This window comes from Porphyromonas endodontalis ATCC 35406 (assembly GCF_000174815.1).
Taxonomy (GTDB): Bacteria; Bacteroidota; Bacteroidia; order Bacteroidales; family Porphyromonadaceae; genus Porphyromonas; species Porphyromonas endodontalis.
On record NZ_ACNN01000012.1, the window covers coordinates 125,612 to 151,508 of the forward strand.

Here is a 25,897-nt window from a genome sequence, read left to right on the forward strand (position 1 = left end):
TTATAGTTTCAAATATTGAGAGACGACTTTGCCATGAATCTATTTCAACTATTTCTATCCAATAGGAAGAAGAGAGAACCGCTTCTCTTGGAAAGTGTAAGGGCTGTATTGTTTTTGATGTACTTTTTAATTTCGCTCTATCTTTCCTTTAATAAGGATACTCTCCTCTTTGGGATCACCGTAGGTGGAATGGTTGTTTATGCCCTGCTTGTTATAGGGACATTTTTAAAAAAGAGATGAGCTTCTAATCGAGCTAAATAGTAAGCAACAAACTATTGAACCACCCAAAACAAGCCAAGCTGTTTCGGGTGGTTCTTTATTCTGAAGAGTGATAAATTATGCTCACCCTATTCCTCTACTGGTAAATGTACAAACACAAACCTACCATTCCTCCCGCATTTGTCTAAGTGCGTGCTTGTGGCTCTGATACGGGGTGAATGCCCACACGACACAGCAAGCAAAAGATACCGAGCCATCTCGCAGCCACTCGGAATCTTTCGTGCGGAAGAAAATTATTTTTCGTGCGGACACAAATTATTTTTCATAAGGAAGAAAAAATATTTTCGTTCGGAAGAAAATTTATTTTTGTGCGGAAGGAAATCTCAGCAAGAGAGGAAAACTTATAACCAACTCAAGGACAACGAATTAATAAGTCCGCCATCAGGGATGCAATTTACCCCCATCCATCCGGCTCCAACAGACAAGGAATTCCCCATCTTCGCCTTGAGAAAAAGAAAGAGGGTGCCCCAAAACAAATTGGGAACACCCTTGCATATCCATTCCTTCCCCCAAGAGGGAGGGATGATACTCTAAGCTCAGCGAACGAGCACCTTGACAACCTCTTGAGTACCTTCTATCTGTACAAAGTAAACGCCCTCTGCAAGAGAGAAGCATACTTCGCCATCTCGCACTACACGTTTAGCGAGTACAGAGCCTCTGGGATTGTAGACAATAGCAGTAGCTCCTTCTGCGGGATAGACTACACGGAGCATTCCGTTCACGACCTGACACTTCAGGTTGCCGATAGATGCGACTTGATTGAGGGCAGTCTCCTCCTTGAAAGAAGCTTGGACGCGATAGTCTTTGTCAATGGTAATTGAGATCGGATTGCTTGTATCCTCTACCACTTTACCATTGATGGTCCAGAAAGCGAACTCGTAACCATCGTTGGGTTCTGCCAAAATCTCCACAACAGACCCTTCCTTCACTTTGGAATTCAAAGGGATAGTCCCATGATTTATAGTGGCTGATACACCTCCATTATTATCAGCAATAGAGATGCTCAACTGATAGTATATCTCGTCACGCTCAAAAACTGCTTCCACAAGAGTCTGTCTATTAAGCACAATTTCCAGGGTAGCCTCGCCCTGCTTGGGAGTCATTGTCCCATTTACAATCCAGTGCTTGAGGTGGTAGTTCTTTTCGGGATGAGCTGTAAAAACAACTGCCTGATCGGCCTTTTGCATGCTTTCTGATTCGATTTCCACTCCGCCGATAGTAGCCGTTACTTTGCCGTACTCGGGGTTATTTGCCTGAAAAGCAACCTTATAACGCTTGTAGGCTTCTGCAAAAATAGCCTCTACGGTGGTAGGAGCCTTTACTTCGTAGGTATACTCCGATCCCGTAGCTTCGATTTCTCGCCCATTAATAAGCCATCCCTTGAGGAGGTAAGCCTCTTTCGCTTCTGCCACGAGGCGCACTGAGGCATTCTCCTTCACACTAGCTTCAGTCGGTAGAAGTTCCTCGCCATTGTAGACCTTAAGGGTACCGCCCTCGTATTCATTCTTGTACGAAAGTTTATGGAATACGTCGGCAGAGACTAACGGAACGATGCTCCCAAACGTCTTCCATACAGCCGCTTCCTGATACGTAGCCACAAGATCTTGTGTAGGAACATACAGGATGACTGTTGCCAGTGCTACCCTGTCAAAAGCGTTACGATAGACCGTGGGAGGAGTCGTATTCATTGAAGTCACTTTGGTAAGAGCCGTGCACTCTCCAAAAGATTTAAAGTTAATGCTATTGACTTTTTCTGTGAGGTATACCTCTTTGAGTTCGCTGCAGGAGTAGAAACACATACGTTCGATTTTCTCAAGAAGCACTGGTGTCTTGAAGTACACCAAGCCACTCTTAGAAAATGCATTTTGTTCTATCGTCGTGACGCTACCGGGGAGATCTGCTCTCTGGAGCCCCTTACACTCAAGGAAGGCATCAGAGCGGATAGTCTCTAGTTTAGTGCTCCATACAACATCGGACAAAGCCCTGCTCAAAGCAAAAGCATTCATCCCAATTTCAGTTACATTATCTCCCATTACCACACGGGTCAACTTAGGCATATCACTCAATGAAGACTCCCCGATAAGGGTTAGACTCTGAGGGAGGATTACCTCTTCTAGATTAGGATGTTTCGAGAGTGCGGTCCTAGGCAGGGCATTCCCTTCGATAGAAGCCTCCTTCATATCCAGCTTGGTCAAGCCACCCATGCGTAGAGAGACGAATTCGACATCAGCCGCATTCATTTCCCCCTTGATCGTCAAAGTCTGGCACTTATGGGGTTCAGCGATTCCCTTAAGTTGCTCACTAAGGTTGCCTGGGGCTGTGAGGGTTACAACAGGATTAATGGGATCCAGAGGGTCTACAATAGGCTCGTTTTCTTTCGCCCTATAGAATATCTTGAGTACAGCTCTTTGCTTTAATCCCGAACCGTCAGAATACTCTCCCCAACCTCCTTCCGGATCATGATCTTTGTTATCAGTTGCTTTATAGAGAGTACGAATAGGCATCCCCGTCACATTCTTGGGATAGCAATAAAAATCGGTATAAGTCTGTCCCATTGCTGCTAGGGGCATATTTGCCTCCCCCTCAACAGTCATCAGAATGCTTTTCCCGGTGTAGAGGAAAGGTTTGTCAAGCTTCACATGAAGTTCAAAATCCTGTTCTTGTTTTTCATCGAAATCAATATTGAAGGTTGCTGTTGCACACAAATCGGCATCGGTATCAATAGATTTCCAAGGATAGTTCTTCTCACCACTCTTCTTTTTAAACTCAGTATCCTCTATGTTAGAGAGGTAGAGACGCACCTTAATAGAGTAATCAGGCTCAAAAGAAGTCCCTTCTTGATTATAAACCCGGAAGTGGATTTCTGTAATCTCCTTCCCTTCAAGCCCTACGAGATCTTCTGCTGTATAGAGCTGTTGTGAGCGACTATACTGATAATCGAAATCGAAAGGAGCTTTCTGCCCTATACTCCCCTGGAAGTGTACTGTCGTCGAGGAAAAATCTCCTAAACTGATTGATTGTTGAGTCTGAGCTTTTGCCACAGAAAATGATGTGGCAAGGGCGATAAAACTCAACAGTAACGTAAATAAATTTTTGCGCATACTTGTTTGTTGATTGAATTATGTTTAACGTACTTAACTTACGTACTAAAATAGACCGAATCTCTACCTCATACGTTTTTATTTCTCAGCTAAAATAGAAGACCCAAAGAGACCTGTAGTTTGTAAAGTGTTACCCTGCTGCTAAAGTAGCATAGAGCAGCACTTGTTTGAGCATAGAGGGATGCCTGCCGAGAAGGCAGCAGATATTCCCCCCCTAGAGAGGCCTTGATGTGTGTCCGATTCATTACTTGTATTTTGTGGTTCAACTCAGCCAATGAACGCAATTTCTTCGTAAAAGGATGGTAAAACTCGTCTACGGGAAGAGGCCAGAAAAGAAGAACATCCCGAATACTAAAGCGATGCTCTAAACCAACCTGGGCACGAAGAGCAAAACGGAGCTGCCGGTCTATTGCATGCCGACAGCGAAGAGAAACCCCGGGGGTAAGGTGTGAATATTGCTCTAAAGCTCCGGAAGACTTTCGTTCTTGCCGAAAGAGTTCGAAACGAACTGAGGGAAGCAACTCCCAAAGAATCCTCCTAGACTGGAAGGAAAAAACGCCCTCTAAGTCGTCTCTCAGGTAGAGACTACGATAGTTTTTGCTCTCCACAGAGAGTAAAGGATAAGAAATGCCCTCCTGCATTCCGTATATAGATTCATCGCCGAACCTCCTCTCCAAACCAACTCTATTACTCAATGCCCACACCCCAAAAGGAGTAGTTGATAGATAACTTACTATCAAATTCAGTTGATGCTGGCGGAGGTATGCCAAACGCAATTCATTGCGATTTTTGAGCGTAAACTCGATCCCCAAGTAATGGTACTTAGCGGTAGCAAAAAATTGCTGACCCCGTTTTTTCTCAACCGGCAGCAGATCCCCCTCAACCCCATAGCCATAAGCATTAAAGGCCTTAGCCTCTGCATTACCCAAAAAGCGAAGAGAATATTCATCAAACCCCAGAAGATTAAAAACAAATTGAGCTCCTAAAGGATTCATAAAGCTCATCTGATGCACCTGCTTATAGATGCGTCCCGATAACGAAAGTCCCAAGTAGTATGAAGGGAACTTATACGAGACTCCCGTTTTGATGGTAAGATCCCCTGAGGTGTTCAGGACCCGAGGATCCCGATCCCTGCTCTCTTGATAGGCTTCATAGCCGCCCTCAATACCCCACCTCCAGCGAGAGGGAAAGGCATGACTATAGCCTCCGCTGAAGGTGTAACACTCACCATCGAAGAAACCACCGATCGTATCGATAGAGGCATAAGGAGCCGTAAGAGGATAGTGCGCTGTCTCACGTCCTTGTACATTTTGGGCAAGAGAAGACGTATATGCAGCACGCCCCCATACGGAAGAGAGGGAATCGAGATGAAACAACGAGGTACAGTTGATCTGAAATTGGGAGCGAGACGTTCCTTCCGCAAGGGGAGAGATACCGGCACCACGGCGAGAAGAAAAAAGGGTCTCGACACTAGAAAGAGAAGTTGCGTACTGCAAAGCCAAAAGAGATGGCACCTCATAGTGGGGAGCTATCAGATTTTGGTATGCCCAATGGTGCTCCTCAATAGCCCTCTGCAGGGAGTCTTGAGGGGAGCGAAAGAGACTTATCTCCGCCCCTACCGCAGACCATTCAACCCCCACAATAGGAGGCAAAAGCAGTAAAATAAGCGCCGTACGCAACTTCTCTATCATAGTCATTACTCAGAATCCCTTAGAGAAGAGTTGCCTTACTTTGCGGGGCAAAGTCCTCTGTTGAATTATTGGTATCGACTAGCTGTTGAATACCATTTTTCATGGCTCCGGTTTTGCGCAACACACTCTTCCCGTAGCGCTGTGGGTCACGATCTATTGTAGAGATATAGGTAAATCCTCGATCTAAAGCCGTAGGCATCACAAGCCATTTATCAAGGGAGAGAATACTCAAATTTACCCCATCAATCACCCAATCAGTGGGTACAAAATAGGTCTCTTTATCTACATTCTTGATAGTACCATCAGGCATTTGGACCTTCCAAATATACTTTGCCTTGTATTTGGCAAGATAGTCCTCCTTAGAAGTGTTCATCTTTGCAATAGCGTAAGAAGACCCACCACGATCGTGCAGACTCCAAATAGTACGCGTATAGCAATAAATTTTCTCTAGGTTCTTGGCAGGGTTATCCACGTCCTTAACCCTTGAGTTTGCAGGAGTCTCATCATACCACTCAAAATCCGCGTTACTGAGGTCTATTGAGTTCTTATTGATACTCTTATGGTTGGCAGCTTGGTCACAAATAGTAAGATAACCTCCCGGCTGAACGGGGACATCCTTTCCATTCCCGGGAATCATGTACACAGCTTGCACGGGGAAGCAAGTCTCTGTGAGTTTAGGCTCTATATCTTGCACGAGTATCGTATTAAATGAAGACTCTAGGATAAGGAGACTATCGGCATAGACGACTTTATCAGAATTGTTGTAGATACGGAAGTATTGATCGCCAATATATTTATCTCCATTTGGAGTAAGAGTCCCTGAGGGGAAGATCTCAGCGATGACAAGAGAGCGTATATCACCCTCTCCGGGATCCGGTTGCTCCGAAAACAACAGATCTAGAGTAATGTTACTCTCGGGAGAATTAATAGTTTCATTAGGCCGAGTAGCGACCACAGAAGCGCGCTTTTCTTTGCCATCTACGGCATAGGTAATAGTCCCTATGGCATTGATATTATAGAGGCCAAAAGGGAGGTCAATCATCACTTTCCCATTTTGTTGTTTTGCTTCATAGCTCTTACCGGTATTTACTTCTTTGAAGGTGACAGTAAGCTCTACGAGCCGGTAAGGGGTATTAAAGTCTTTGAGAGAAGGGGATAAGGTTACCTTCGATTGATTTTTTGGGCTCTCTTGCTGACAAGCACTGACGGCAAATAAGCAGAGAGCTAGTAAGGAAAAAAGAATTGTTTTTTTCATTTTGATTTATCTGTTTAAGCTGTTATTTTCAACTATAGTTGTATGTTAAGTTCCATGCCAAAATAGGGAGTGGAAGAGCGTCGTATCGTACGACCCGATCTCTCGTAAAGCGGTTCTATTGAAATAAGACGATGAACAAAAAGGGCAATCCCGAGCCTACGAGAAAAAAATTGCTTCGTAGCTTTGAAGTTAACAAAGCCTGCAAACGGAGTATGCATGAGTGTAGGCTCTTTGCTCCCTGACCGTACAAGTTGCTTTAGTATGGGATCGCTCAAAGACGTCTCGGTAAACGGGTGTTCCACGCCCTCCTTATCAATGTATTTAATAGGAATACGTGCCTGTGGCTGAATTAACCTCTTACTAAAGAAGATGGCCTCAAAGGTAGTTGCAAAGAGGAGGTCAAGGTTTGGAATGTAGGTATCCATCATAATGCTTGAGGCAAGACTGGAACTAGTATAACCAGTATCGTTTTTATACACTCCAATCACAGGCAACTCCTCCCCATTAAATACAACATCAGGTCTATCCAGATAGGGGATACTATTTTCATAACGGGTAACAAACCAAGCCCCATTACAGGTAAAGCGAGTGGATAGTAAGGGAATACGAGGAGTTGAAATCTGCCATTCTATCCCTCTCTTGAGGGTGCGGCTACCATTGGTAGTAACCCCGTAGAGGGAAAGGGTGGTATCGCGAGTAACCGGGAGAGCCCCTAGGTCGGGAGGTGCAGTTAGGGTATTCGGATCTATCCCCGTGGCATCGTACTTATTGTATGCAAAGGAGGCAATACGGGCCATTTGGCGATATCCATTGCGCATATCCTCTCTAAAAGCAGTAACAGAGAGAAGATAACCGGCATAAGAGGCATCCAAACGAATTTCCATTTTCAGATTACGAGGGGCCTCTAAAGCATAGTTCGCAAGATCTAGGGGATAAGTGCGGAAATGTATCCTCCGAAACTTCTCTTCTGCGGCATAATAGTTGAGTTCGACAATATCGTAGTAGTCAGGAGCAGGATAAAGGTAAGCAGAGGAAGGGAGCATAGATAGCTGACCTAAGCCTACATTCAGTCCCATAATGAGAGGGCTCTCCGAAGAGAAAAATTTTTGTTCATAACGTACATTGATCCGCGGATCGAGGTAAGGCTTCCATGCTACGGCATAAGCCCTCGGTGCAGACATCACCTGCAAACGCCCCCCTACCACAGCCTCCAACGAGGAACGTTCTCCCAAGCGCCATCGCCCCTTATCCTCTACAAAAAGAGCCATCTTATGCTCAGAAGGGACTAAGGAAAAAGGACGCAAACGTGTAGGGAGCCCTAGATCAATTGGCCGAGTTACATCGTAAACAGAACCTCTCCCATAGTTTTTTGAGAATGAGTATTCAGTCCCCACGGACACTTGATTACCCCTCCAGGAAGCAAAGCGAAGTACCGACTTTAGAAAAGCCGTTACAGGACGCCCCTCGACTTCGACACTAGCTAAGTAACTATTGGGGGCAAAAAAAGCATCACTCTCTCCCTCTAGCACCTTAGTCAGCGGGTTAATGCGCACCGTAGAGACATAGCGCTGCTCTCGGACCTCGTCTCTTTGGGCGGCGAGACTATAGTGCACATCAATCTGATTGACTAGGCGGGTAGAGTGCCGAGTTCTAAGACTAAGGGCTCCGGAGAGAGCAAAGCGGTTATTACTGCTAAAGAACTTGTCTTGCTCATTTTTTTGCTGCTCGGGGTCTACCTTTTCATTGTCAAAAGTACCTCCATAGTCTAGGGTTTGCATCCAAGACCCCTGGTAATTGGGAGACTCTAACTCATGGACATAACGAGCCGAAAAGGTAAGACGACGAAAGTTCTCAAAACTATTGATTGGAGAAATCTTGCTATCAAGATAATCCGCCGATAGATTAAGTACACTTCTTTGTTCTCGCCATTGAAAACCCGACCCCAGGTATATGAGTTTGCTCTTCGGGTCTGATTTGATACGCACCTTAGGCGGAGTTGCTTTCATTTTACGTCTAATACGAACAAGCCCCGAAACTAGATTGCCATGCTCTACAGAGGGAATACCCCTCAGAACTTCTACCTCCTCTATATCATCAGTAGAGATTCCGCGCATATCCACACCCGAGCCAATATTGAACACTCCTCCCGAACGACGTTGGTTATCAGCACGCCATACACTATTGGAATAACTCTGCATATTAGCATCGGTATTAAGAGGAACTCCATCAATCTCAAAGGCAGTGCCTATTGAGGAAGTACGATAGTTCCCTGATATTGGAGCCTCTGCCTCTCGCAATCGAATCGTATTCCTCTCTGCAAGGTGAGGAGAAGACGTCATCCCTCCGGGAAGCAAAGCCAGAAGATCTGAAAAGGTAGAAGGTTGTAACAAATTAATCGATTGACGACCGATAATTCCGGCTGTGGTAGGCTTAAAGGACTCGCGTGCCGTAACGACGACTTCTCCTAACTCGGTTGCAGGCTGTAGTGCCACAGTAATTTGCATCTCACGCTCTACCTCAATTTTTTGCCTATACTCCTTATAACCAACATAACGTACTTGCAGGAGACCAGTACTCCCCCGAGGTATGCCTTTAAGGTGCGCTACGCCTTCTTTGTTGGCAGTAGCTCCCAATAGACGCTGATCATACCGAAATCCGACAGAAGCCTCCGGAATACTTTCTCTACTGCTTGCATCAATTACTTTTACGTGCAAAACAAACGTCCCTCCCTCTTGCGCCCTAAGAAGCAAAATAGAACCGAGAGAGAGAAGAAAGAAATATATGATACGACTGATACGCAAGGATATAAACAAATCTATCTGTACTAACGGATAATATGCTAGAATATTCGCTGCAAAATTACTTTCAACAAGAAAATAAAAAGATATTTTTAGGCCCCCAGTTATAGGTATTTATCCCCTGACTTATCTTCCCACTTCTTGGTATCTTACCCTTAGTACATCTTTCCTAAAAAGCTAAAAGGAAAGGGTATATCCCCTTTTTAATCCTAAACAATCAAACAGGGTTTATTCGAACTTTGGCTCACAATTCTTGCGAGGTTTGTTGGCAGAGTGGTTGCTCTCTTGTATCTTTGTTCACAGATAAACAAGTAAACTCTAGTTAGAAATGGGAGGAACTCAAAGAAAGAAAGCACGTAACCTAGTCACTTGGGTTGTACTGGCTCTAGCGGTACTCATTGTGGTAGCAGCCATCATATTGCTAACCAAAGTGTCGGGCGATATGACCCAATACGTTTTTATGGGAGCAGGGCTACTCATCCTCAATTTGCTGTTCGTGCTCTACTTTACACGCCGCAACTTCCGAAAATAAGACGGCTATACATCCACCTCAAAGGAGATCTAGACCTTTTCTCCACCTAGGGGAAACGCGAAAAATTCCGTCCGATATTGAGGGCACCCTCCTCTATTAAATACTTTGTTGTAGTCCTAGAATAAAAAAGCTATAGGGCAGGAGTTTTTTGTCGCTTCACACACATGGGAACCTCTCTAGCTCCCTCCGCAAAACAAAATCACTTAGATAGTACTATTTTAGCTACCTTTGTAGCAAGAAGATAAGAAATACAAGAAGTATCGTAAATCAAAATGGAGATTGTAAAGATTACGGGGCGTGAGATATTGGATTCTCGCGGCAACCCTACAGTAGAAGTAGAAGTAGTACTCGATAGTGGATTCACCGGTCGTGCAGCCGTTCCTAGCGGTGCCTCTACGGGTGAACACGAAGCGATTGAATTGCGCGACGGCGACAAGAATCGCTACGGTGGCAAAGGAGTACTAAAGGCAGTACAGAATGTAAACGAAATCATTGCTCCTGCCCTCTTTGGTATGTCGGCTCTTGAGCAACGCGCCACTGACCAAAAGCTCATCGAATTGGATGGTACGCCCACCAAGTCGAACCTCGGAGCTAATGCCATGCTCGGAGTATCTCTCGCTGTAGCTAAGGCTGCTGCTGCCGAACTTGACATCCCTCTCTATCGCTATATCGGTGGCACCAATACTTATGTATTGCCCATTCCTATGATGAATATCATCAATGGAGGGTCGCATAGCGATGCCCCTATCGCTTTCCAAGAGTTCATGATTCGCCCCGTGGGAGCGTGCTGCTTCCGAGAAGGGCTTCGCATGGGAGCCGAAGTGTTCCATGCCCTCAAAAAAGTGCTCAAGGCTCGTGGTCTTAGTACAGCCGTAGGAGACGAGGGTGGCTTTGCTCCTGCACTCAATGGTACAGAAGACGCTCTTAATAGCATTCTCGAGGCTATCCGCGCTGCAGGTTATGAACCAGGAAAGGATGTTACCATTGCCCTAGACTGCGCTTCGAGTGAGTTCTTCAAAGAGGGTGTATATGACTACACCAAATTCGAAGGAGCCAATGGAGCTAAACGTACTCCGGAGGAGCAAGTAGCCTACCTCAAGGGACTTACCGAACAGTTCCCCATTGACTCAATTGAAGATGGTATGGCAGAAAACGACTGGGAAGGCTGGCGCAAACTTACAGAGGCTATTGGCTCTAAGTGCCAACTTGTAGGCGACGACCTCTTTGTTACAAACGTGGACTTCCTACGCAAGGGTATCGCAGAAGGCTGCGCCAATTCGATCCTAATCAAGGTAAATCAGATTGGTACTCTCACCGAAACTCTCGATGCTATCGACATGGCTCACCGCCACGGCTATACCTCGGTAACGTCTCACCGCTCGGGAGAAACGGAAGATACTACTATTGCGGACATTGCCGTTGCCACCAACTCCGGGCAAATCAAAACCGGTTCGCTCAGCCGTACCGACCGCATTGCCAAGTACAATCAGCTCCTCCGTATTGAGGAAGAACTCGGTGAGCGTGCTGTATATGGCTACAAGCGCATTCGCTAAACTTCCCTCCTAGGAAAGTGAGGGGTCATCCCCTTCTTACCGAAGAGGCCACACACTAGAGGCAGAAGCCTCTGCAACTTAAAGCACTAGTCTTGCTGTAATGCAAAGGGCTAGTGCTTTTTGGGTATAGGGGGTAAAAAGAACCCTCAAAATACCTATTTAGAGGTATTTTATCGGCGCATTTAACATTGTAACTTTGCAGCCGATTATTTGGTATAGGCCAAATTCATCTCCAGAATTGGAATAAACTACAGAAAATAGAAGAATGAAAAGATTCGCAATTTCGCTACTGTGTCTATTGATCACAGTAGCCGGGGTCAATGCAGCACCCCCAGAAAAAAAACGTCCTGTACCTACCGATGCCAATATCATAGGACATGTGGTAGATGCTGTAACCCAAGAGCATATACCAGGTATTACCATCCAAATCAAAGGCACGAACTTTGGGACGAGTACCGATGCTACGGGGCACTATTTCCTGCGCAATGTAAAGCCGGGTAAACTCACTCTTATCATGCGTGGTGTTGGCTACCTAAGCCAAGAGAAAACCGTGGTAGTAGAAAAGAATAAGGTGACGGAGGTAAACTTTGAAGCCTACGAAGATGCCGTAAACATAGACGAGGTAGTGGTAACAGCTAACCGCCAAGCCACACTACGCCGCCTAGCTCCTACTATTGTAAATGTAGTGGGCGAAGAGGTATTTAGCCGCGTCAATGCCAACAACCTCGCACAAGGGATTATTTTCCAACCCGGGGTACGTGTAGAAAACAACTGCCAAAACTGCGGCTTTAATCAAGTACGTATCAATGGGCTTGATGGGCGTTATACCCAAATTCTTATCGACAGCCGTCCTATCTTTAGTGCCCTAGCCGGCGTGTATGGTATCGAGCAAATCCCTACCAACATGATCGATCGCGTAGAAGTGGTACGCGGTGGGGGATCCGCCCTCTTTGGCTCATCGGCTATCGGTGGTGTCGTTAATATCATTACCAAAGAGCCTGTGGGTAATAGTTTTTCTTTTGGAGAGAGCCTCACCTTTACGGGCATGAAAAACCCCGATAACAACATCAGCATGAATGCCTCCCTCGTAAGCGATGACAACCGAGCAGGTGCCATGATTTTTGGTCAAACCCGCTACCGCCAAGAATGGGATGCCAACAATGATGGGTATAGTGAGCTCGGACGCCTCAACAGCCGCTCTCTGGGTACTCGCGCTTTCCTCCGTACCACAGACTATACCAAGCTAACGGCAGAGTTCCATACGATACAAGAGTTCCGTCGCGGGGGTGATCATATCGATTGGCCGGACCACGTTGCTTCTATCTCGGAGCACGTAGACCACAGCATTTTCAGCTCCAACGCCAAGTTTGATGCTTTCTCTAGCGACTACAAACACCACCTTCTCACCTATATTTCCGGTCAAATTGTAAACCGCAAAAGCTATTATGGGGGTATTGGTGAGCTAGAAGACGATAAAGGGAATCGCCTCGGCCGTTTAGGATTCCCCATTCCTCCCGAGATGTATGGCATTAACTATGGTGTATCCAAAGGCAATACCTATATGGGAGGCTTGCAGTATAGCTACGACTTCGATCGCCTTCTCTTCATGCCGGCTCAGGTACTTATCGGTGCAGAGTACGTCTACGACCACCTAAGCGATGTAATGCCCCTCCGCAACTGGCTCGCAGAAAAAGACAGCAAGGGCAACCTAATTGAGCTATTCCCAAAGATTGATCAGAAAATCAATAACTGGAGCCAACTTGCTCAGATTGAATGGAAAAATGATATGCTCAGCATCCTTTTGGGAGCTCGCCTCGACGAGAACTCGGCTGTAGGTAAGCCTATCTTTAGCCCTCGTGCTACGCTGCGTTACAACCCGACTAAGAACGTAAACTTCCGCCTCTCCTATGCCAAGGGATTCCGTGCTCCTCAGGTGTTTGACGAAGACCTGCACGTGGGAGTTGTTAATGGAGAAGTGCAAAAGGTGTACAATACCCCCGACCTACGCCCCGAGACCAGCCACTCTATCAATGCAAGTGCTGACCTCTATGCACAATGGGGCCCCGTAAAAGCCAACCTCCTTGTAGAGGGATTCTACAATAAGCTACAAGACGTATTTGTAACAAAGCTCAAGAAGATTGAGCATGGTATCATGATGTACGATCGTAAGAATGGAGAGGGAGCTACTGTGTATGGTGCTAACCTAGAAGGGAAACTAACATGGAGCATACTGCAGCTACAAGGCGGGCTCACACTTACAAAGAATCGCTACGACAAACCCGAAGAATGGGGGCAACGCGCAGACTTCAACGATAAGGGATTCCCTCTTATCTTCGACACAACAGATGAGCTCGGTAACCCCATTAAAGCCGTGAATAAGAAGCAAGAGAGCAACATTATCACTAGAACTCCCTCAGCTTATGGCTACTTCACGCTGGGTATTACCCCTGTCAAAAACTTCGATATAGCTCTCACGGGTACTATTACAGGCCCCATGTACGTACCCCACGCTATCAAATATGGTAGCACACAGCAGCCTAACTCCGGCTATCCCCAGGGCTTTGACGAAGAAGCCCTTCAGAACTATCTCGTTGCCGGTGGACTAGAAAAAGATACCGAAATCCGCATAGACGAACTCAAGAAGACCCCCACATTCTTCGACATGGGCTTCAAGCTCTCTTACGACTTCGACTTCTTCTCCAGCACCTGTCTCCAGATCTATGCGGGTATGAACAACCTACTCAATGCCATGCAATCCGACTACGATAAGGGAGCCGATCGCGACTCGGGCTATATATATGGCCCCACAATGCCTCGCTCCGCTTTCCTTGGTATGAAACTAAGTTTCTAAGTGGGTAGAGAAATCCTCTAAAGAGAGACTCCTAGAAAAGCCTCTCCACAACTATCCTAAGAGCCCTTGCAGTACACTCCCTTTGTAGTGCTGCAAGGGTTCTTTTTCGTCCCCTTTATAAAAGTATATTAACCTAGAAAACCCTGACAAATCCCCATTAGTAGGTAGTCAAGAGGCATAGTATTTTGCGATTTGTGCGGTAACTTTGCTCTATGAAGTTGTCTGATGTAAAAACAGGGAAAACAGTCCTTATCCAGAGGGTTGGAGGGCGTGGAGCATTCCGTAAAAGGATACTCGAAATGGGATTTATTGCAGGGAAACGCGTGACGGTTGTACAGAACGCCCCCCTCAAAGACCCTGTGTATTACCGCATTATGGACTACAATGTTTCCCTCAGAAGGCAGGATGCTGCTCTCATTGATGTGGAAGTAGTAGAAGCAATAGACGAGCAAGCAACAGAGGGAGAACCTCTTCTTGATGCCTCTGTCAACGAAAGTCAAGACAACCCAATACCTACTAATAACGACTCCCAGACTCATTCTTCCGCCCCCTCCAGCTCTCGACGCAAAAAACTGCGAGTGGCTCTCGTGGGAAATCCCAACTGCGGCAAAACCTCGCTTTTCAACCTTGCCAGTGGAGCCCATGAGCATGTAGGCAACTACAGCGGAGTAACGGTGGATGCCAAAGAGGCACACTTCGACCACGGCGAATACCGCATCGAGATCGTAGACCTCCCCGGGAGCTATTCGCTATCGCCCTATAGCCCCGAAGAACTCTACATTCGTCAGTTCCTCTCCAACCCGGAAACGCGTCCGGACATCGTCATAGACGTAGTAGACACCTGCAACCTAGAGCGAAATCTCTACCTAACCATGCAGATTAAGGAGATGAAGCTCCCCATGGTTGTAGCCCTCAATATGTTTGATGAGTTCGAGCAAAGCAAAAGCGAACTCAACATCAAACTCCTCTCTCAACTGCTTGATATTCCGATGGTGCCTACCGTTGGTCGTGTAGCCCGTGGGGTATCTGAGCTGTTTGATGCCGTGGTACATCTTGCAGAAAACCCCTCTACATCCGATCGAGACATCAAGATCCCTTACGGATCCATCCTAGAGCCTTCCATCGAAAGCCTTACGCAAAAAATCGAGGAGCATCTCCCCCTTGCCAAACAACTCCCGGCTCGCTATATTGCAGTCAAACTCCTTGAGAAAGACCCGGAGATGGAGCAAACTACAGCCCATTTTGGGGAGAAGGGAGGCTTCATACTCTCGGCGGTGCGCTACGAGCTGGATAAGATGAAAGCCAGTTTGGGAGAGCAGGATACGGAAACTCTTATAACTGACAGACGCTACGGTTACATAGCCGGAGCACTGCGAGAGACCTTACGTCCCCACAAAAGCATCGTACGTACCAAAACCGACCGTATAGACCGCTTGCTCATCAATCCTATTGCAGGATTTCCCATCTTCCTCGTCTTCATCTTCTTGATGTTTGAGTGCACCTTTATACTCGGGGCTTACCCTCAAAGTTGGATAGAGGCACTCGTTCAGTATATCAGTGATGGAGTATCAAGTCTGCTCAGCGATGGTCCCCTAAAAGACCTCATTGTAGGGGGGATTATCAGCGGTGTAGGCGGAGTTATTGTATTCTTACCGCAAATCCTTATCCTCTATCTATTCATCTCGGTAATGGAAGATACAGGATATATGGCGCGCGCCGCCTTTATGATGGATAAACTTATGCATAAGATGGGGCTGCATGGCAAGTCGTTTATCCCCCTAATTATGGGCTTCGGATGTAACGTGCCGGCTATCATGTCGTCTCGTACCATAGAGAGTCGCCAAAGCCGACTCATCACCATCTTGGTAACTCCTCTGATGAGTTGCAATGCACGCCTACCGGTATATGTACTTCTAGCAGGAGCCTTTTTCCCTCGCCATGCAGGCATTGTCTTTTTCGGATTGTATCTATTGGGGATTATCCTTGCCGTATTGTTGGCTCGTCTCTTCCGCAAACTCTTTTTCAAACAAGAGGATATTCCATTTGTAATGGAGCTACCTCCCTACCGTATCCCCACCTACAAATCCGTACTTATCCACGTCTGGGACAAGGCAAAAGAGTACCTACAAAAGATGGGAACCATCATCTTGGTAGCCTCCGTTATTATATGGTTTTTGGGATACTTCCCACGTGCTGAGGTCGAAAAGCGCACAGAAGCTCGCATTACCGAAGTGCTAAACAATGCTGAAGTTCACTCCGCTAAGGAGAGAGAAGAAATCATTGATTCAATCCGTCTTGTAGGCCACACCGAGCAACAAGAAGGCTCTATTTTGGGACAGATGGGTAAGGCCATAGAGCCTGCACTAGCACCCCTGGGCTTCGATTGGAAGATGAGTATTGCCCTTCTATCGGGGCTACCGGCCAAAGAGGTAGTGGTAGGTGCAATGGGAGTTATCTATACGGGCAATAGCGATGATAGTGACGAGGCTTCCGTACAGTTATCTGAGCGCATCAAACAGGAAGTGCGCCCTGATGGTACACATGCGTTTACCCCACTTATCGCCCTTTCGTTCATGGTATTTGTTTTACTCTACTTCCCCTGTATCGCTACAGTAACAGCGGTAGGGCGTGAGGCAGGGAGCTATAAATGGAGTCTTTTTGTGATGGTGTATACGTGCCTCCTCGCATGGGTAACCTCGTTTTTGGTCTACCAGATTGGCTCTTGGTTAGGGTTCTAAAGGGATTTGTGGTAAGAAGGTAAAGCCCCTCTAAAGAGAATGACAATACAGCTGATACTCGTATACGTTATTGTAGCCATTGCCGTAGCTGCAGCTTTTCGCTTCCTATGGCGCATTTTCTCAGCGCGGCACAAACAAGACGGCACAAAGGGCTCTTCATCCTGCCCGGGATGCTCGGGCTGCTGTCACACCCCCACCCCTCCCAAAAGAGAGACGAAAGCCAAAGACAAAGACGCCTAGCCCTACAACCTCCGCTTCCAAAAGCCTCCCAATCAACAAAGAGACGCGAAAAGGGGGTACCTGAAAAGGGTAGAACTAGATAAGGCGGAAGGGTTTTGAGTAAACGAGTTGGTCCCCTTTGAGAACTTCAATACGATAGGATCCCTCTTTCCAATCAGCTACAAGACCGGGACTTAGTACAGTACGAACCCCCTCTCCGAGGAGCAATGTTTGCAATGGAATCTCTACAGATGCCATTAAGTAATGATCTTCCGCACGATACACATCACACCTTAGATCTATCGTAGCTTCCTCCAATTCTTTATACTCAATAGCAATCCAAAGACAATGATCTACCCGAGCTTTTGAAGAAAAATCGTTGGGTCTATCAGTGGTTTGACTTGTAGTTGCAACACCAGCCCCCTTGATAATAATCGGCATATCTTGCGCCAACCCTTCGAGTAGAGAGCGAGCTTCGCGATGCTCCTGCTGCTCCCTCTGATACGAATAGGCAAGCTCCTGATTATCCTGCTCCAGCTTTTCGTTCCTCTTTGCAAGCATTTCTTTTTGAGAAGTTTGCTCTTTGGCATCTTGCTGTACTAAGCGCAAATTGTATCCTAAAAAGAAGAATCCTCCCAAGCCAATGAGTACCAAAAGCACAACACATAGGGTTAGAATAGAAACCTTCTTATACTGTTTCTTTTGGCGCAACAACTTTTCATACTCACTTTGTAGGGCCAAAAGTTCTCCCCGAGCAGCGTCTCGCTCCGTTGATAGGCGGTTAAGTTGCTCACTATACTGCTTAAGAGAAGAATCTTGATAGACCTCATTACGTACCACTGCTACCACTCCATATCTTGCCGTGGCAGAGAGAATCGCATTATCCCCCTCCGCAAGAGGTAGGGAACAATAGTTACTTCCCTCTATACTATAGTCGGTAGGAGGGAGTAACTCTAGAGGGATCTGCAAGGCAAGCGCCTCCCCTCTCAAGTGGTGCACTACCCGATCCAGCAAAGCAACTTGGGAAGCGAAGGAGTACTCCGTACGCCTAAGACGGCCATAATCATCGAGAGTTAGCAATGTCTTCTCAAGGGCTAAACGCTGTATCTGAGCCTCCGAAAACTCAAGAAGCTGCTCAAAATGCCCCGTGATTTGTTCCCCATTTACAAGTAAAGCAAAACCAAAATACTCCCCAGATGTCGGCTCTAAAAGGCATATATAGGCGTAGAACACAAGTTCGCCCTCCCGATGTATTACGAGTTGTCTTGGCTCTGTACAGAGCGAAACCAAACGCTTAAAAAGCGGTGCTAGCGAGTCGTTGGGGTATTGATTGTGCTGTGCAGAGGCTCCGGAGAAGAGGTAGACAGAACAATTCATTGGGGTATAAGTCTAGATCATGGATAGGAAAAAACGAAGCTAGCGCCCTAGCGCACGAGTGTAGCAGAATCGCGAGCCGAGAGATCGGCAGAGTCTATGGCCGGTTTTTCCAAATAGATTGTATCATGTTGAATAGGTAGAGGGGCAGGCATATTATCGCCTTTACTAGGACGAAAAAAGACCAAAACCACTGTGAGCAACAGGGCGCATATAAGGGTTAATACTAAGTTGGCAATAGGCATCCAACGGGCCAAAGAGGCAGCCTTAGAAGTTGATTTCTCTTGTCTACCAGCTGCGGAAGATGGCTGAGAGTGCCCGAGGCCAAACAAAGAGAGGATAGCCTGAGCGAGTCTCTTTAGGTCAGACTCGTTATGAACTAGATACTCATGCACCTCTTGGGTCTGGAGATTTGTTTTTATCTGCTCTACCTGCTTTGCGAGGCTATTCTTTTCCTCCGTAAGAGTACGTATCTGCTCTTGAGTTTTTTTCTTATCGGCAGCGTTTTCTTGAACAAACTGATCCATTTTACTCTGCCATTGCTGCTCTACAGAAGCTGTAGCCTGCTCATGGGCCTTTTGCATTTCGGCTAGCTTCCTACTCGCTCCGGACTCAGACGCCTCTAGTTTATGGTGCAATTCTTCCACTTGACTCGCTAGTGCTTGCGAAGGAAATTCGTCTGAAATCTCAATAGAACTCCCCTGTAAAAGAAGGCTTACAACACGATTTTCCGCAAGATCTAAGCGATTGATCCGAGCGACTCCTCCCCTAGGAGTCCCCTTATTTTCGCCAGAAGGGATGGGAGCAAAGCCCGAAAGACCGATATTTTCTTTGATGTAATTAGCAACAAACTGCTCCAATTCGGGGATGTAACTTCCTCCCACAGAAGAGAGTTTAGAGCTAACAAACTGCACTTTAGCACCCTCTTTCGTGCGCACTATGCGCCCGAGCACCTTGGTAAGATAGAGAGCCTTAAGTAGATCGTAGACCTGAGCTGTATTACGAACTAGAGAATCGAGCTGTAACGTAAGCGCCACATAGCCCCCCTCTCGTCCATCATCGCCCAAAACACCACGAGCTATCACCAAGGAATAAAATAGGGTACTATTCTCTCCGATAGTCAGCCTATCCACTCGTAGCTTTTCAGCTATTTCTGAAGTATTTGCAGCGTAAAAAGTTTGAACAAATCGGCCAAAAACTTCAGAAGAATTACCCAGCAACTGCTGGCCATTTGGGGTACCGTGTACAAATATCTCAAACTGCATAACACTCTCGGCTATCCTCTAATATGACGCTGAATGATCTTCCAAAACTCTGCCACATACTCCTCGGGGCCCTCCTGAAAGGTGAGCGTACCATCAACAGCCGCTACATAGTCGCCCGTATGCATCGTGACAAAGTCAAAATTATACTGATGGAAGAAAGAGGTTATGGGATTGGTATTGCGGAACGGAATAAATAGATTAGGATAAAGGAAACTAACCTGCTGAAGAGCCTGCTGACGATGCACTCGCCCCGGAGCAATTACATAGTTCGTCTTATCAATCTTATTGAGAACAAAAATCGCTTTATCGTGTGCACGACTTCTATTCTTGACCATCTCAATACGCTTGACATAGTTCCTTCGATCCTGCTCTTCTCGCCAAATGGGCTCCAAGAAGAAAAGCCAAATCTTGCGACTTGTCATATTGATGATCTTATTGAAGTAGGCCGGGAAGTCTGCCATGGGGTTCTCCGGATTGAAATAATACTCCCCGGGAGCCTCTAGAATTTGACAAATCCGCCGCCCCTCTTTGAGAACCTCAACGAGCATAAAGCTCACGTTGCTTGTAGCCTTGGCCGCATCAGAACTATTGATCATGGCATTGAAATTCTCGCACAACTCCCGATAATTCTTATCGTAACTTGGGCGAAAACTTGGGATAGGAGCTACCGTATACCCCTTCTTCTGCAAGTAACGAGTGAGACGAATAAGCGTCATCGTTTTTCCGCATGAGGGGGGACCAAACAACATAAGCAGCGGAGCTTCTGTATCGGCAATGGTTACATTTATCTTGTTCGCATCGTTCATCTCAATCTCGCTAAGTCCGATATTCGACTCAGACGAGTAAGAGGATGGCTGCGAATACTCCACTACCGAGGGAGCCTGTGTAGCTACCTCCTCTTGCTGCAAAGAGGGTGAAGATTGCAATTCCTCATTATTATCAAAATTGATATTTGCCATAGTGTGAAGGGTGTATTAAAGGGATTCTCTTTTCTTAAAAGCAAGATCGAAAAAGATAAAGGCGGCTATATCGACAAGGAACGAGAGTATCACCCAGAAGATAATACCACGGCCTGCATACTTTCCTCCCAAGAAGTCTTTCCAAACATCAAAGACGCTAAGCATGCGAGAAGTCTTTGTCACAGGACGCTCCGAGAGATACACCTCTTTATCCTCGGGCTTTATCTCTACAAAGTGCTGATAGTTCTTAATTGTAGCATAGGACTTCTTAAGCTCCATATCCGTCTGATTGATGAGATCTTCGTCAATCTTCTTTGCATTAGCCATATCCGTAATTTTGGCTGACATTGTCTCCAGTTCCCGAAGACGTTCCTCAGCTTCCGGCTTATATTCAAGAGCTTGTACGTTGGTCATCTGGCGAGCAATCTCCATCTTTCTTCTCTCCAGCATTTCTACAATGGTCTTACGATATTGCTCTTTGAGACTCTTAATCTGACTCGGAGTGTTACCCGTATACGAAAGAGTTGGGATCTGAGCTACCTGTAAAGTCTGGGCAATCTTGGCAAGGTGGGACTTTGCACGATCTCCAAAACCAGGGTTGGCAAGATTATCAATCTCCCCCTCCAGTGCAATGAGCTGGGCATTCACAATAGCACTTACACTATCTTGTACCCTTTTCACTTCGCTCTCTCCCTTAGCATCACTCGCGAGATTTTGCAAATAGGTGCGAGTAGTAGCGATGTCATCTATCACGACATCCACGATGGCACTCCGATAAAAAAACGTATGTGTATTGGTGGGGAAACTACACACAATCCAGAAGAAGAGAGCCAACAAAATACCCCCAACAAACTTTGCTCTACGCTTTTCTACATATATAGATTGGTTCAAACTATCCACAATCATCTTGGTTCCGTAGGATGCCACTACGTAGAACCCAATGGTTACAATCCAACATAAAATGGAGGGCCAATTGGGCAACAAAAGGTGTAATGACTCTGCAGTAGCCCAGCAGCTAACAGCCGCAAAGGCAATAAAGCCAAGAAGTGAAAAGAGTTTGAGAAGTCCTTTTGAATTCATTTTGTTTGCTGATTAATTCTTTTCTGCGAAGGCGTTTCTTATCGGGAGTAAAGCGAGAGCGAATGAATCTCTCTGTAGTCACAACCAGAGTCTAGTAAGCTCCCCCTATCAAGGAGTGGACACAATCCTTCTAAGGAATAGGCCTCCCAACACTCTAGTTGCAAACGATCTCGACAGCTATCCCCTGCGACCTACTCATTCTTTGCAGTAGAGCTCAGCCTAAAGTGACAAGCAGTCTTGATAGTAGCCTCTCCTCCTTTATTTAGTGTACATCAGACGAGACATCTAACATTTCCTCTCAATGAGAGATCTTTTATATCCAGAGTTCTCGCCCAATATGAGGCGCAAGATTTACCTCGACACAAAGGTAGAATTTTTTATTCACTAAGGTAGAAGAGATAAGAAAAAAGGGTGCGCCTACTTGAGACGCACCCTATAATTAGGTGATGATAGAATAATCTATCAAGGAGTTTTACTCAGCAGTCATGATAACTACACGGTTCCACTCGTTAGTTTCGTAAGGTTGTACAGTGTCACCCTTGAAATCAACTTCGATCATATCTTCAGATACGCCATACTTTTCTACAAGAGCCTTAGCTACAGCCTTAGCACGACGTTCAGAGAGTGTCATGTTGATGCTAGGATTACCCGTAGCCTCATCAGCATAACCTACAATGTAGATCTTGCTATTGTTTTCAAGAGCATATCTAGCAGTGTTGTAGATATTGATGTACTGGTTCTGATCAATCTTAGCGCTAGCAATGCGGAAGTAAACAACATTGCTTACAACAGTCTTCACTTCTGTAGTTTGAGAAGGTTCAACCTCGGGGCATTCGGGGCAAGAAGCAGGACGCTTAGCAAGCTCTGCATTTTCTGCACGGAGGTTATTGATCTGACCATTGAGATCGTTTACGAGAGCCCAATCCATAGGAGTAAGAACATCCCACTCAGGCTTACCAAGGTTAAAGCCAAGACCTGCTGTAGCGAATGCCATAAGGTCAGCACCTTGCTTCTTCCAAGAAGTCCCCATCATGTTGGTCTTTGTTGCCAACATTTGAGCTTCGAGGTTGAGGTCTACACGACGACCAAGACGGAACTTGAAGATAACACCGGCATCTACCACACCACCAAAGTCGTTAGTTGTAGCACCAGCAACACGCTTAGTAGCGTCGAAAACATCGCCAAAAGCACCACCAGTAGTAGTATGATGCTTGTAACCAGCACCAAGACCTACGTAAGGTACAAGGTGGAATACACGCTTAGCGTTGTACTTTGCAAAGTAGTTTACAACATCAAACATGAAGTCGTAGTGAGCTACTGCGAAGAGGTTATTGTATGCTTGATTTGCACCAGCAGCATCCATAACAAAACCCTTCATATTCCAGCCACCGAGCTGTACACGAGTAGCGAACCAAGGTTCATGCCACTGGCCCAAGCCAAGCTGAACGATGGGATAAATGCGATCCGTCAAAGAAGCCTTATTATTGGCTTCACCAAAAGGAAGCATCCCAACACCACCCTGAATTTCGAGGAACCAATGATCACAACCTCTATCGCGGTTAAATACGGTCTTGTGACCAGATTTATTGGGAGTTGCTACTTCCTGCTGAGCTTGTGCACCAAGAGATAGTGCGAAGCTACCCATGAGGGCGAGCATTAATACTTTAGCTTTCATATCTATTCTTCTAATTTTCTGGTTAGTGATTTATTACTTTGAACGAACAATAACTACGCGGTTCCAAGCACGAGTATCGAACTGTTCAGTCTCACCCTGCCATTCTACATTGATCATGTCCGAAGGAACATCATACTGTGTAGTAAGGATGTTTGCAACAGCCTTAGCACGACGTTCAGAGAGAGCAAGGTTGTAATTTGCATTACCCGTTACGTCAGCAAAACCGATTACAGTGATAGGTTGATTGCTTTCCTTCACGAACTTAGCGATTTCGTAAAGTACGATTTCCTGGTTAGGAGTTAGCTTGTCAGAGTCAAACTTAAAGGTGATAGCCTTTTCGCTCAATCCAGCAACAACCTTTGTTTCAGGAGCTACAACTTCGGGGCATTCGGGGCAAGAAACAGGACGTTTTGCAAGCTCCGCATTTTCTGCACGAAGGCTATTGATCTGGCCATTAAGATCGTTGATAAGATCCATGTCCATAGGAGTAATAGTTTCCCATTCTACCTTACCAAGGTTGAAGTTAAGCCCCGCAGTCACTACACCAAGAAGCCCATTGTAAGCAGCATTATTAGGCATGTAAGTTGCACTAGCGCCTGCATAATTGAAATCCTTCTTTACAATATTGAGGTTATTGTAAATAGCCTGAGCCTCAAGCACGAAGTCCACACGCTTGCCAAGACGGAAAGCCATCTGAGCACCTACGTTAGCGGCAACAGAATGACGATAAGGAGCACTCATAGAGAAAATGCTAGAGAAATCCTTAAACTCATTATAGTACTTAAAGTTGTACCCTACCCCTGCAAAAGGAACAAGATGGAATACTCGCTTAGCGTTGTACTTGGAGTAATAATTCACCACGTCAAACATAAAATCAAAGAAAGCACCAGCCATTGCAGTATTGTTGGTCACAATATCATTAGCAGCGTTCTTATAGTATGTAGGCGTAGGGCCAGCCATAAGTTGCAAGCGGGTTGCAAAATAAGGATTATGCCATTTACCGATTGAGAGGGTAGGCATAACGTGGAGACGCTTTACGATGTCTTGGGCTTCGTTTCCAGCAATAAATTGTGCACTAACACCACCTTGCAAAGTGATAAACCAGTGCCCCCCAGAGCGATCAAAAGCTGTCTTACGAGCAGGAAGTTGGTTTTCCGGCGCCGTAGTCTGGGCACTTGCTGAGAGTGCCATAGCTCCCATCAATGAGAGCAGTAAGTACTTTACCTTCATAATTTTACTATTCAAATTGTTAGCATTTTTCTTTGTTCTTCTTGTCAACTCTATACTATGTTTTCCTGCGCAAAGGTAAGAGTTAATTCGAAATGGGCAACATGGAACTATTTGATAAGCCGCCCTATCGTCCTCAATCCTTACGTATAACGCAAGTAGAATCGCCATTCTTAAATACAAAAGTAGTACTTTCTTATTTAATAATGCACTTTGCAAAAGTCGAAAGCCCTAGGGGAGTTCCTCAAGAGACTCCCTAATCTCTCTAAGGGAACGATCTTTGAGGAGAACAATTCCCTTCGCATCCAATAAAAGAAGTGTAGGGCTAGCCTTTAAATCGTAGAGGGGAACATTTGCTATTCTACCGTCACTGTTAAATCCTTTGACCCCAAAAGAAGGGAATTCGTCAATGGTTCGCGACCATTCATCAGAATCCGTTTCAGAGTCTATAAATAGGATATTAAGGCGACCTGTCTGTACCCTATTTTGGAAAAAAGTATCCTGCTGAAGCTCCTCAAGAACACGCTTACAACTCTGACAACCAGGCGAATAAAAGAACAACAATGTAGGCTTTCCCCGCATATCACTAAGTCGTCCCACCTCGCCTGTAGGCTGGATAAAAGAGAATTGCTCGGCAGGGGTACCAACCCTATTGCGTGCCATCAAATGGAGACGATGCTTTGCGCGCTCCAGCTGAGCGAGAGAAGCCTTGGGCGAATGGGTTATCCACTCTACAATGGGGTAGTAATACTCCTCATTGAAGAAGGGCGAATTAGGCTCAAAAAGATACTTCTCGTATAGATCGATAAATAGGGAAAAGAGCTCCCCTCGGGAGGACTCCAAAGGCTGAAGCATTGGCTTCTTTACTTGCTCTAGAGGGAGGCGAGATGCAATACCAAGAAAGTTCGCCATAGACTGTTCTATTCGTGCAGGACGCTTTGTGAGTTCGGGGTCATTAAAATCACATTCGTCCCAAAAATGAGCAACAAAATAGGCTGCTCGCTCATCCACATTCTGGATAGTCATGGGGATTGTAGGCGAGGGGAAAGCCGGTGTTATATCAGAGGTATCTACATGCTCCAATGAGTCTTTTTCCATCGTATGCCCATTTTTGCAACTCTGGCAGCTCGCAAACGATGAAAGCCCCATCATGGAGAAGAGGCCTAATAATAGGATCTGCGTAAGACGACGTCTATTCATATCTATTAGTTTTATAGGAAATATCTTTCTTCAATAACACCACATATCTCTCAATTAAGAAAGATCTACACTCCTAGAGAGTGAGGAGCTCTCCCTCTTT

General features: G+C 45.9%; 16 protein-coding genes. 5 read left to right on the forward strand and 11 right to left on the reverse strand.

The genetic code is table 11. The features are described from left to right. Nucleotides 1-815: 815 nt before the first annotated feature. The 4 genes from POREN0001_RS02960 to POREN0001_RS02975 all read right to left on the reverse strand — a co-directional run bounded on the left by POREN0001_RS02960 (nt 816) and on the right by POREN0001_RS02975 (nt 9,139). Nucleotides 816-3,380: a leucine-rich repeat protein gene (locus POREN0001_RS02960; protein WP_004332790.1), complete on the reverse strand. Its 2,565-nt coding sequence runs from the start codon at nt 3,378-3,380 to the stop codon at nt 816-818. Between the two features lie 89 nt (nt 3,381-3,469). Beyond that, nucleotides 3,470-5,071 (reverse strand): DUF6850 family outer membrane beta-barrel protein, encoded by a 1,602-nt coding sequence (locus POREN0001_RS02965; RefSeq protein ID WP_004332876.1) that lies wholly within the window; start codon nt 5,069-5,071, stop codon nt 3,470-3,472. Between the two features lie 19 nt (nt 5,072-5,090). After that, entirely contained in the window at nt 5,091-6,326 is a 1,236-nt protein-coding gene (locus POREN0001_RS02970; protein ID WP_004332776.1) for a DUF4876 domain-containing protein, read from the reverse strand. 32 nt (nt 6,327-6,358) lie between these two features. Next, nucleotides 6,359-9,139 (reverse strand): carboxypeptidase-like regulatory domain-containing protein, encoded by a 2,781-nt coding sequence (locus tag POREN0001_RS02975; protein WP_052296672.1) that lies wholly within the window; start codon nt 9,137-9,139, stop codon nt 6,359-6,361. A 313-nt stretch (nt 9,140-9,452) separates the two neighbouring features. Between POREN0001_RS02975 and POREN0001_RS02980 the strand changes: the two genes are divergently transcribed. The 5 genes from POREN0001_RS02980 to POREN0001_RS03000 all read left to right on the forward strand — a co-directional run bounded on the left by POREN0001_RS02980 (nt 9,453) and on the right by POREN0001_RS03000 (nt 17,038). Continuing rightward, nucleotides 9,453-9,656 (forward strand): hypothetical protein, encoded by a 204-nt coding sequence (locus POREN0001_RS02980; RefSeq protein WP_004332892.1) that lies wholly within the window; start codon nt 9,453-9,455, stop codon nt 9,654-9,656. Between the two features lie 272 nt (nt 9,657-9,928). Further along, nucleotides 9,929-11,209: a phosphopyruvate hydratase gene (gene eno, locus POREN0001_RS02985; RefSeq protein WP_004332771.1), complete on the forward strand. Its 1,281-nt coding sequence runs from the start codon at nt 9,929-9,931 to the stop codon at nt 11,207-11,209. A gap of 265 nt (nt 11,210-11,474) precedes the next feature. Beyond that, a complete protein-coding gene (locus POREN0001_RS02990) occupies nt 11,475-14,060 on the forward strand; it encodes a TonB-dependent receptor (protein ID WP_004332911.1) in 2,586 nt (861 codons plus the stop codon). Between the two features lie 212 nt (nt 14,061-14,272). Further along, nucleotides 14,273-16,798, forward strand: a complete 2,526-nt coding sequence (gene feoB, locus POREN0001_RS02995) for a ferrous iron transport protein B (RefSeq protein ID WP_004332921.1) — start codon at nt 14,273-14,275, stop codon at nt 16,796-16,798. Between the two features lie 39 nt (nt 16,799-16,837). Next, nucleotides 16,838-17,038, forward strand: a complete 201-nt coding sequence (locus tag POREN0001_RS03000; protein WP_004332821.1) for a hypothetical protein — start codon at nt 16,838-16,840, stop codon at nt 17,036-17,038. Nucleotides 17,039-17,113: 75 nt separating this feature from the next. Here POREN0001_RS03000 and POREN0001_RS03005 read toward each other — a convergent pair whose 3' ends face one another. From POREN0001_RS03005 to POREN0001_RS03035, 7 genes are all read right to left on the reverse strand, one after another. Then, the gene (locus POREN0001_RS03005) at nt 17,114-18,394 is read right to left on the reverse strand and encodes a hypothetical protein (RefSeq protein ID WP_004332915.1); all 1,281 of its coding nucleotides are present in this window, start codon (nt 18,392-18,394) and stop codon (nt 17,114-17,116) included. A 47-nt stretch (nt 18,395-18,441) separates the two neighbouring features. Then, entirely contained in the window at nt 18,442-19,656 is a 1,215-nt protein-coding gene (locus POREN0001_RS03010; RefSeq protein WP_004332829.1) for a hypothetical protein, read from the reverse strand. Between the two features lie 11 nt (nt 19,657-19,667). Further along, complete coding sequence (locus tag POREN0001_RS03015) at nt 19,668-20,615, reverse strand: hypothetical protein (protein ID WP_004332939.1); 948 nt, start codon at nt 20,613-20,615, stop codon at nt 19,668-19,670. A gap of 15 nt (nt 20,616-20,630) precedes the next feature. Further along, a complete protein-coding gene (locus POREN0001_RS03020) occupies nt 20,631-21,695 on the reverse strand; it encodes a hypothetical protein (protein ID WP_004332749.1) in 1,065 nt (354 codons plus the stop codon). Nucleotides 21,696-22,167: 472 nt separating this feature from the next. Then, the gene (locus POREN0001_RS03025) at nt 22,168-23,370 is read right to left on the reverse strand and encodes an OmpA family protein (RefSeq protein ID WP_040580330.1); all 1,203 of its coding nucleotides are present in this window, start codon (nt 23,368-23,370) and stop codon (nt 22,168-22,170) included. Nucleotides 23,371-23,403: 33 nt separating this feature from the next. Beyond that, the gene (locus tag POREN0001_RS03030; protein ID WP_004332858.1) at nt 23,404-24,600 is read right to left on the reverse strand and encodes an OmpA family protein; all 1,197 of its coding nucleotides are present in this window, start codon (nt 24,598-24,600) and stop codon (nt 23,404-23,406) included. A gap of 228 nt (nt 24,601-24,828) precedes the next feature. Continuing rightward, nucleotides 24,829-25,797, reverse strand: a complete 969-nt coding sequence (locus POREN0001_RS03035) for a DUF5106 domain-containing protein (RefSeq protein ID WP_004332901.1) — start codon at nt 25,795-25,797, stop codon at nt 24,829-24,831. Between the last annotated feature and the right edge of the window lie 100 nt (nt 25,798-25,897).

Bases quoted from the DNA above. Each gene is read 5' to 3' on its own strand.
- POREN0001_RS02960 (WP_004332790.1), bottom strand. From the start codon at position 3,380: ATGCGCAAAAATTTATTTACGTTACTGTTGAGTTTTATCGCCCTTGCC.
- POREN0001_RS02965 (WP_004332876.1), bottom strand. From the start codon at position 5,071: ATGATAGAGAAGTTGCGTACGGCGCTTATTTTACTGCTTTTGCCTCCT.
- POREN0001_RS02970 (WP_004332776.1), bottom strand. From the start codon at position 6,326: ATGAAAAAAACAATTCTTTTTTCCTTACTAGCTCTCTGCTTATTTGCC.
- POREN0001_RS02980 (WP_004332892.1), top strand. From the start codon at position 9,453: ATGGGAGGAACTCAAAGAAAGAAAGCACGTAACCTAGTCACTTGGGTT.
- eno (WP_004332771.1), top strand. From the start codon at position 9,929: ATGGAGATTGTAAAGATTACGGGGCGTGAGATATTGGATTCTCGCGGC.
- POREN0001_RS02990 (WP_004332911.1), top strand. From the start codon at position 11,475: ATGAAAAGATTCGCAATTTCGCTACTGTGTCTATTGATCACAGTAGCC.
- feoB (WP_004332921.1), top strand. From the start codon at position 14,273: ATGAAGTTGTCTGATGTAAAAACAGGGAAAACAGTCCTTATCCAGAGG.
- POREN0001_RS03000 (WP_004332821.1), top strand. From the start codon at position 16,838: ATGACAATACAGCTGATACTCGTATACGTTATTGTAGCCATTGCCGTA.
- POREN0001_RS03005 (WP_004332915.1), bottom strand. From the start codon at position 18,394: ATGAATTGTTCTGTCTACCTCTTCTCCGGAGCCTCTGCACAGCACAAT.
- POREN0001_RS03010 (WP_004332829.1), bottom strand. From the start codon at position 19,656: ATGCAGTTTGAGATATTTGTACACGGTACCCCAAATGGCCAGCAGTTG.
- POREN0001_RS03015 (WP_004332939.1), bottom strand. From the start codon at position 20,615: ATGGCAAATATCAATTTTGATAATAATGAGGAATTGCAATCTTCACCC.
- POREN0001_RS03020 (WP_004332749.1), bottom strand. From the start codon at position 21,695: ATGAATTCAAAAGGACTTCTCAAACTCTTTTCACTTCTTGGCTTTATT.
- POREN0001_RS03025 (WP_040580330.1), bottom strand. From the start codon at position 23,370: ATGAAAGCTAAAGTATTAATGCTCGCCCTCATGGGTAGCTTCGCACTA.
- POREN0001_RS03030 (WP_004332858.1), bottom strand. From the start codon at position 24,600: ATGAAGGTAAAGTACTTACTGCTCTCATTGATGGGAGCTATGGCACTC.
- POREN0001_RS03035 (WP_004332901.1), bottom strand. From the start codon at position 25,797: ATGAATAGACGTCGTCTTACGCAGATCCTATTATTAGGCCTCTTCTCC.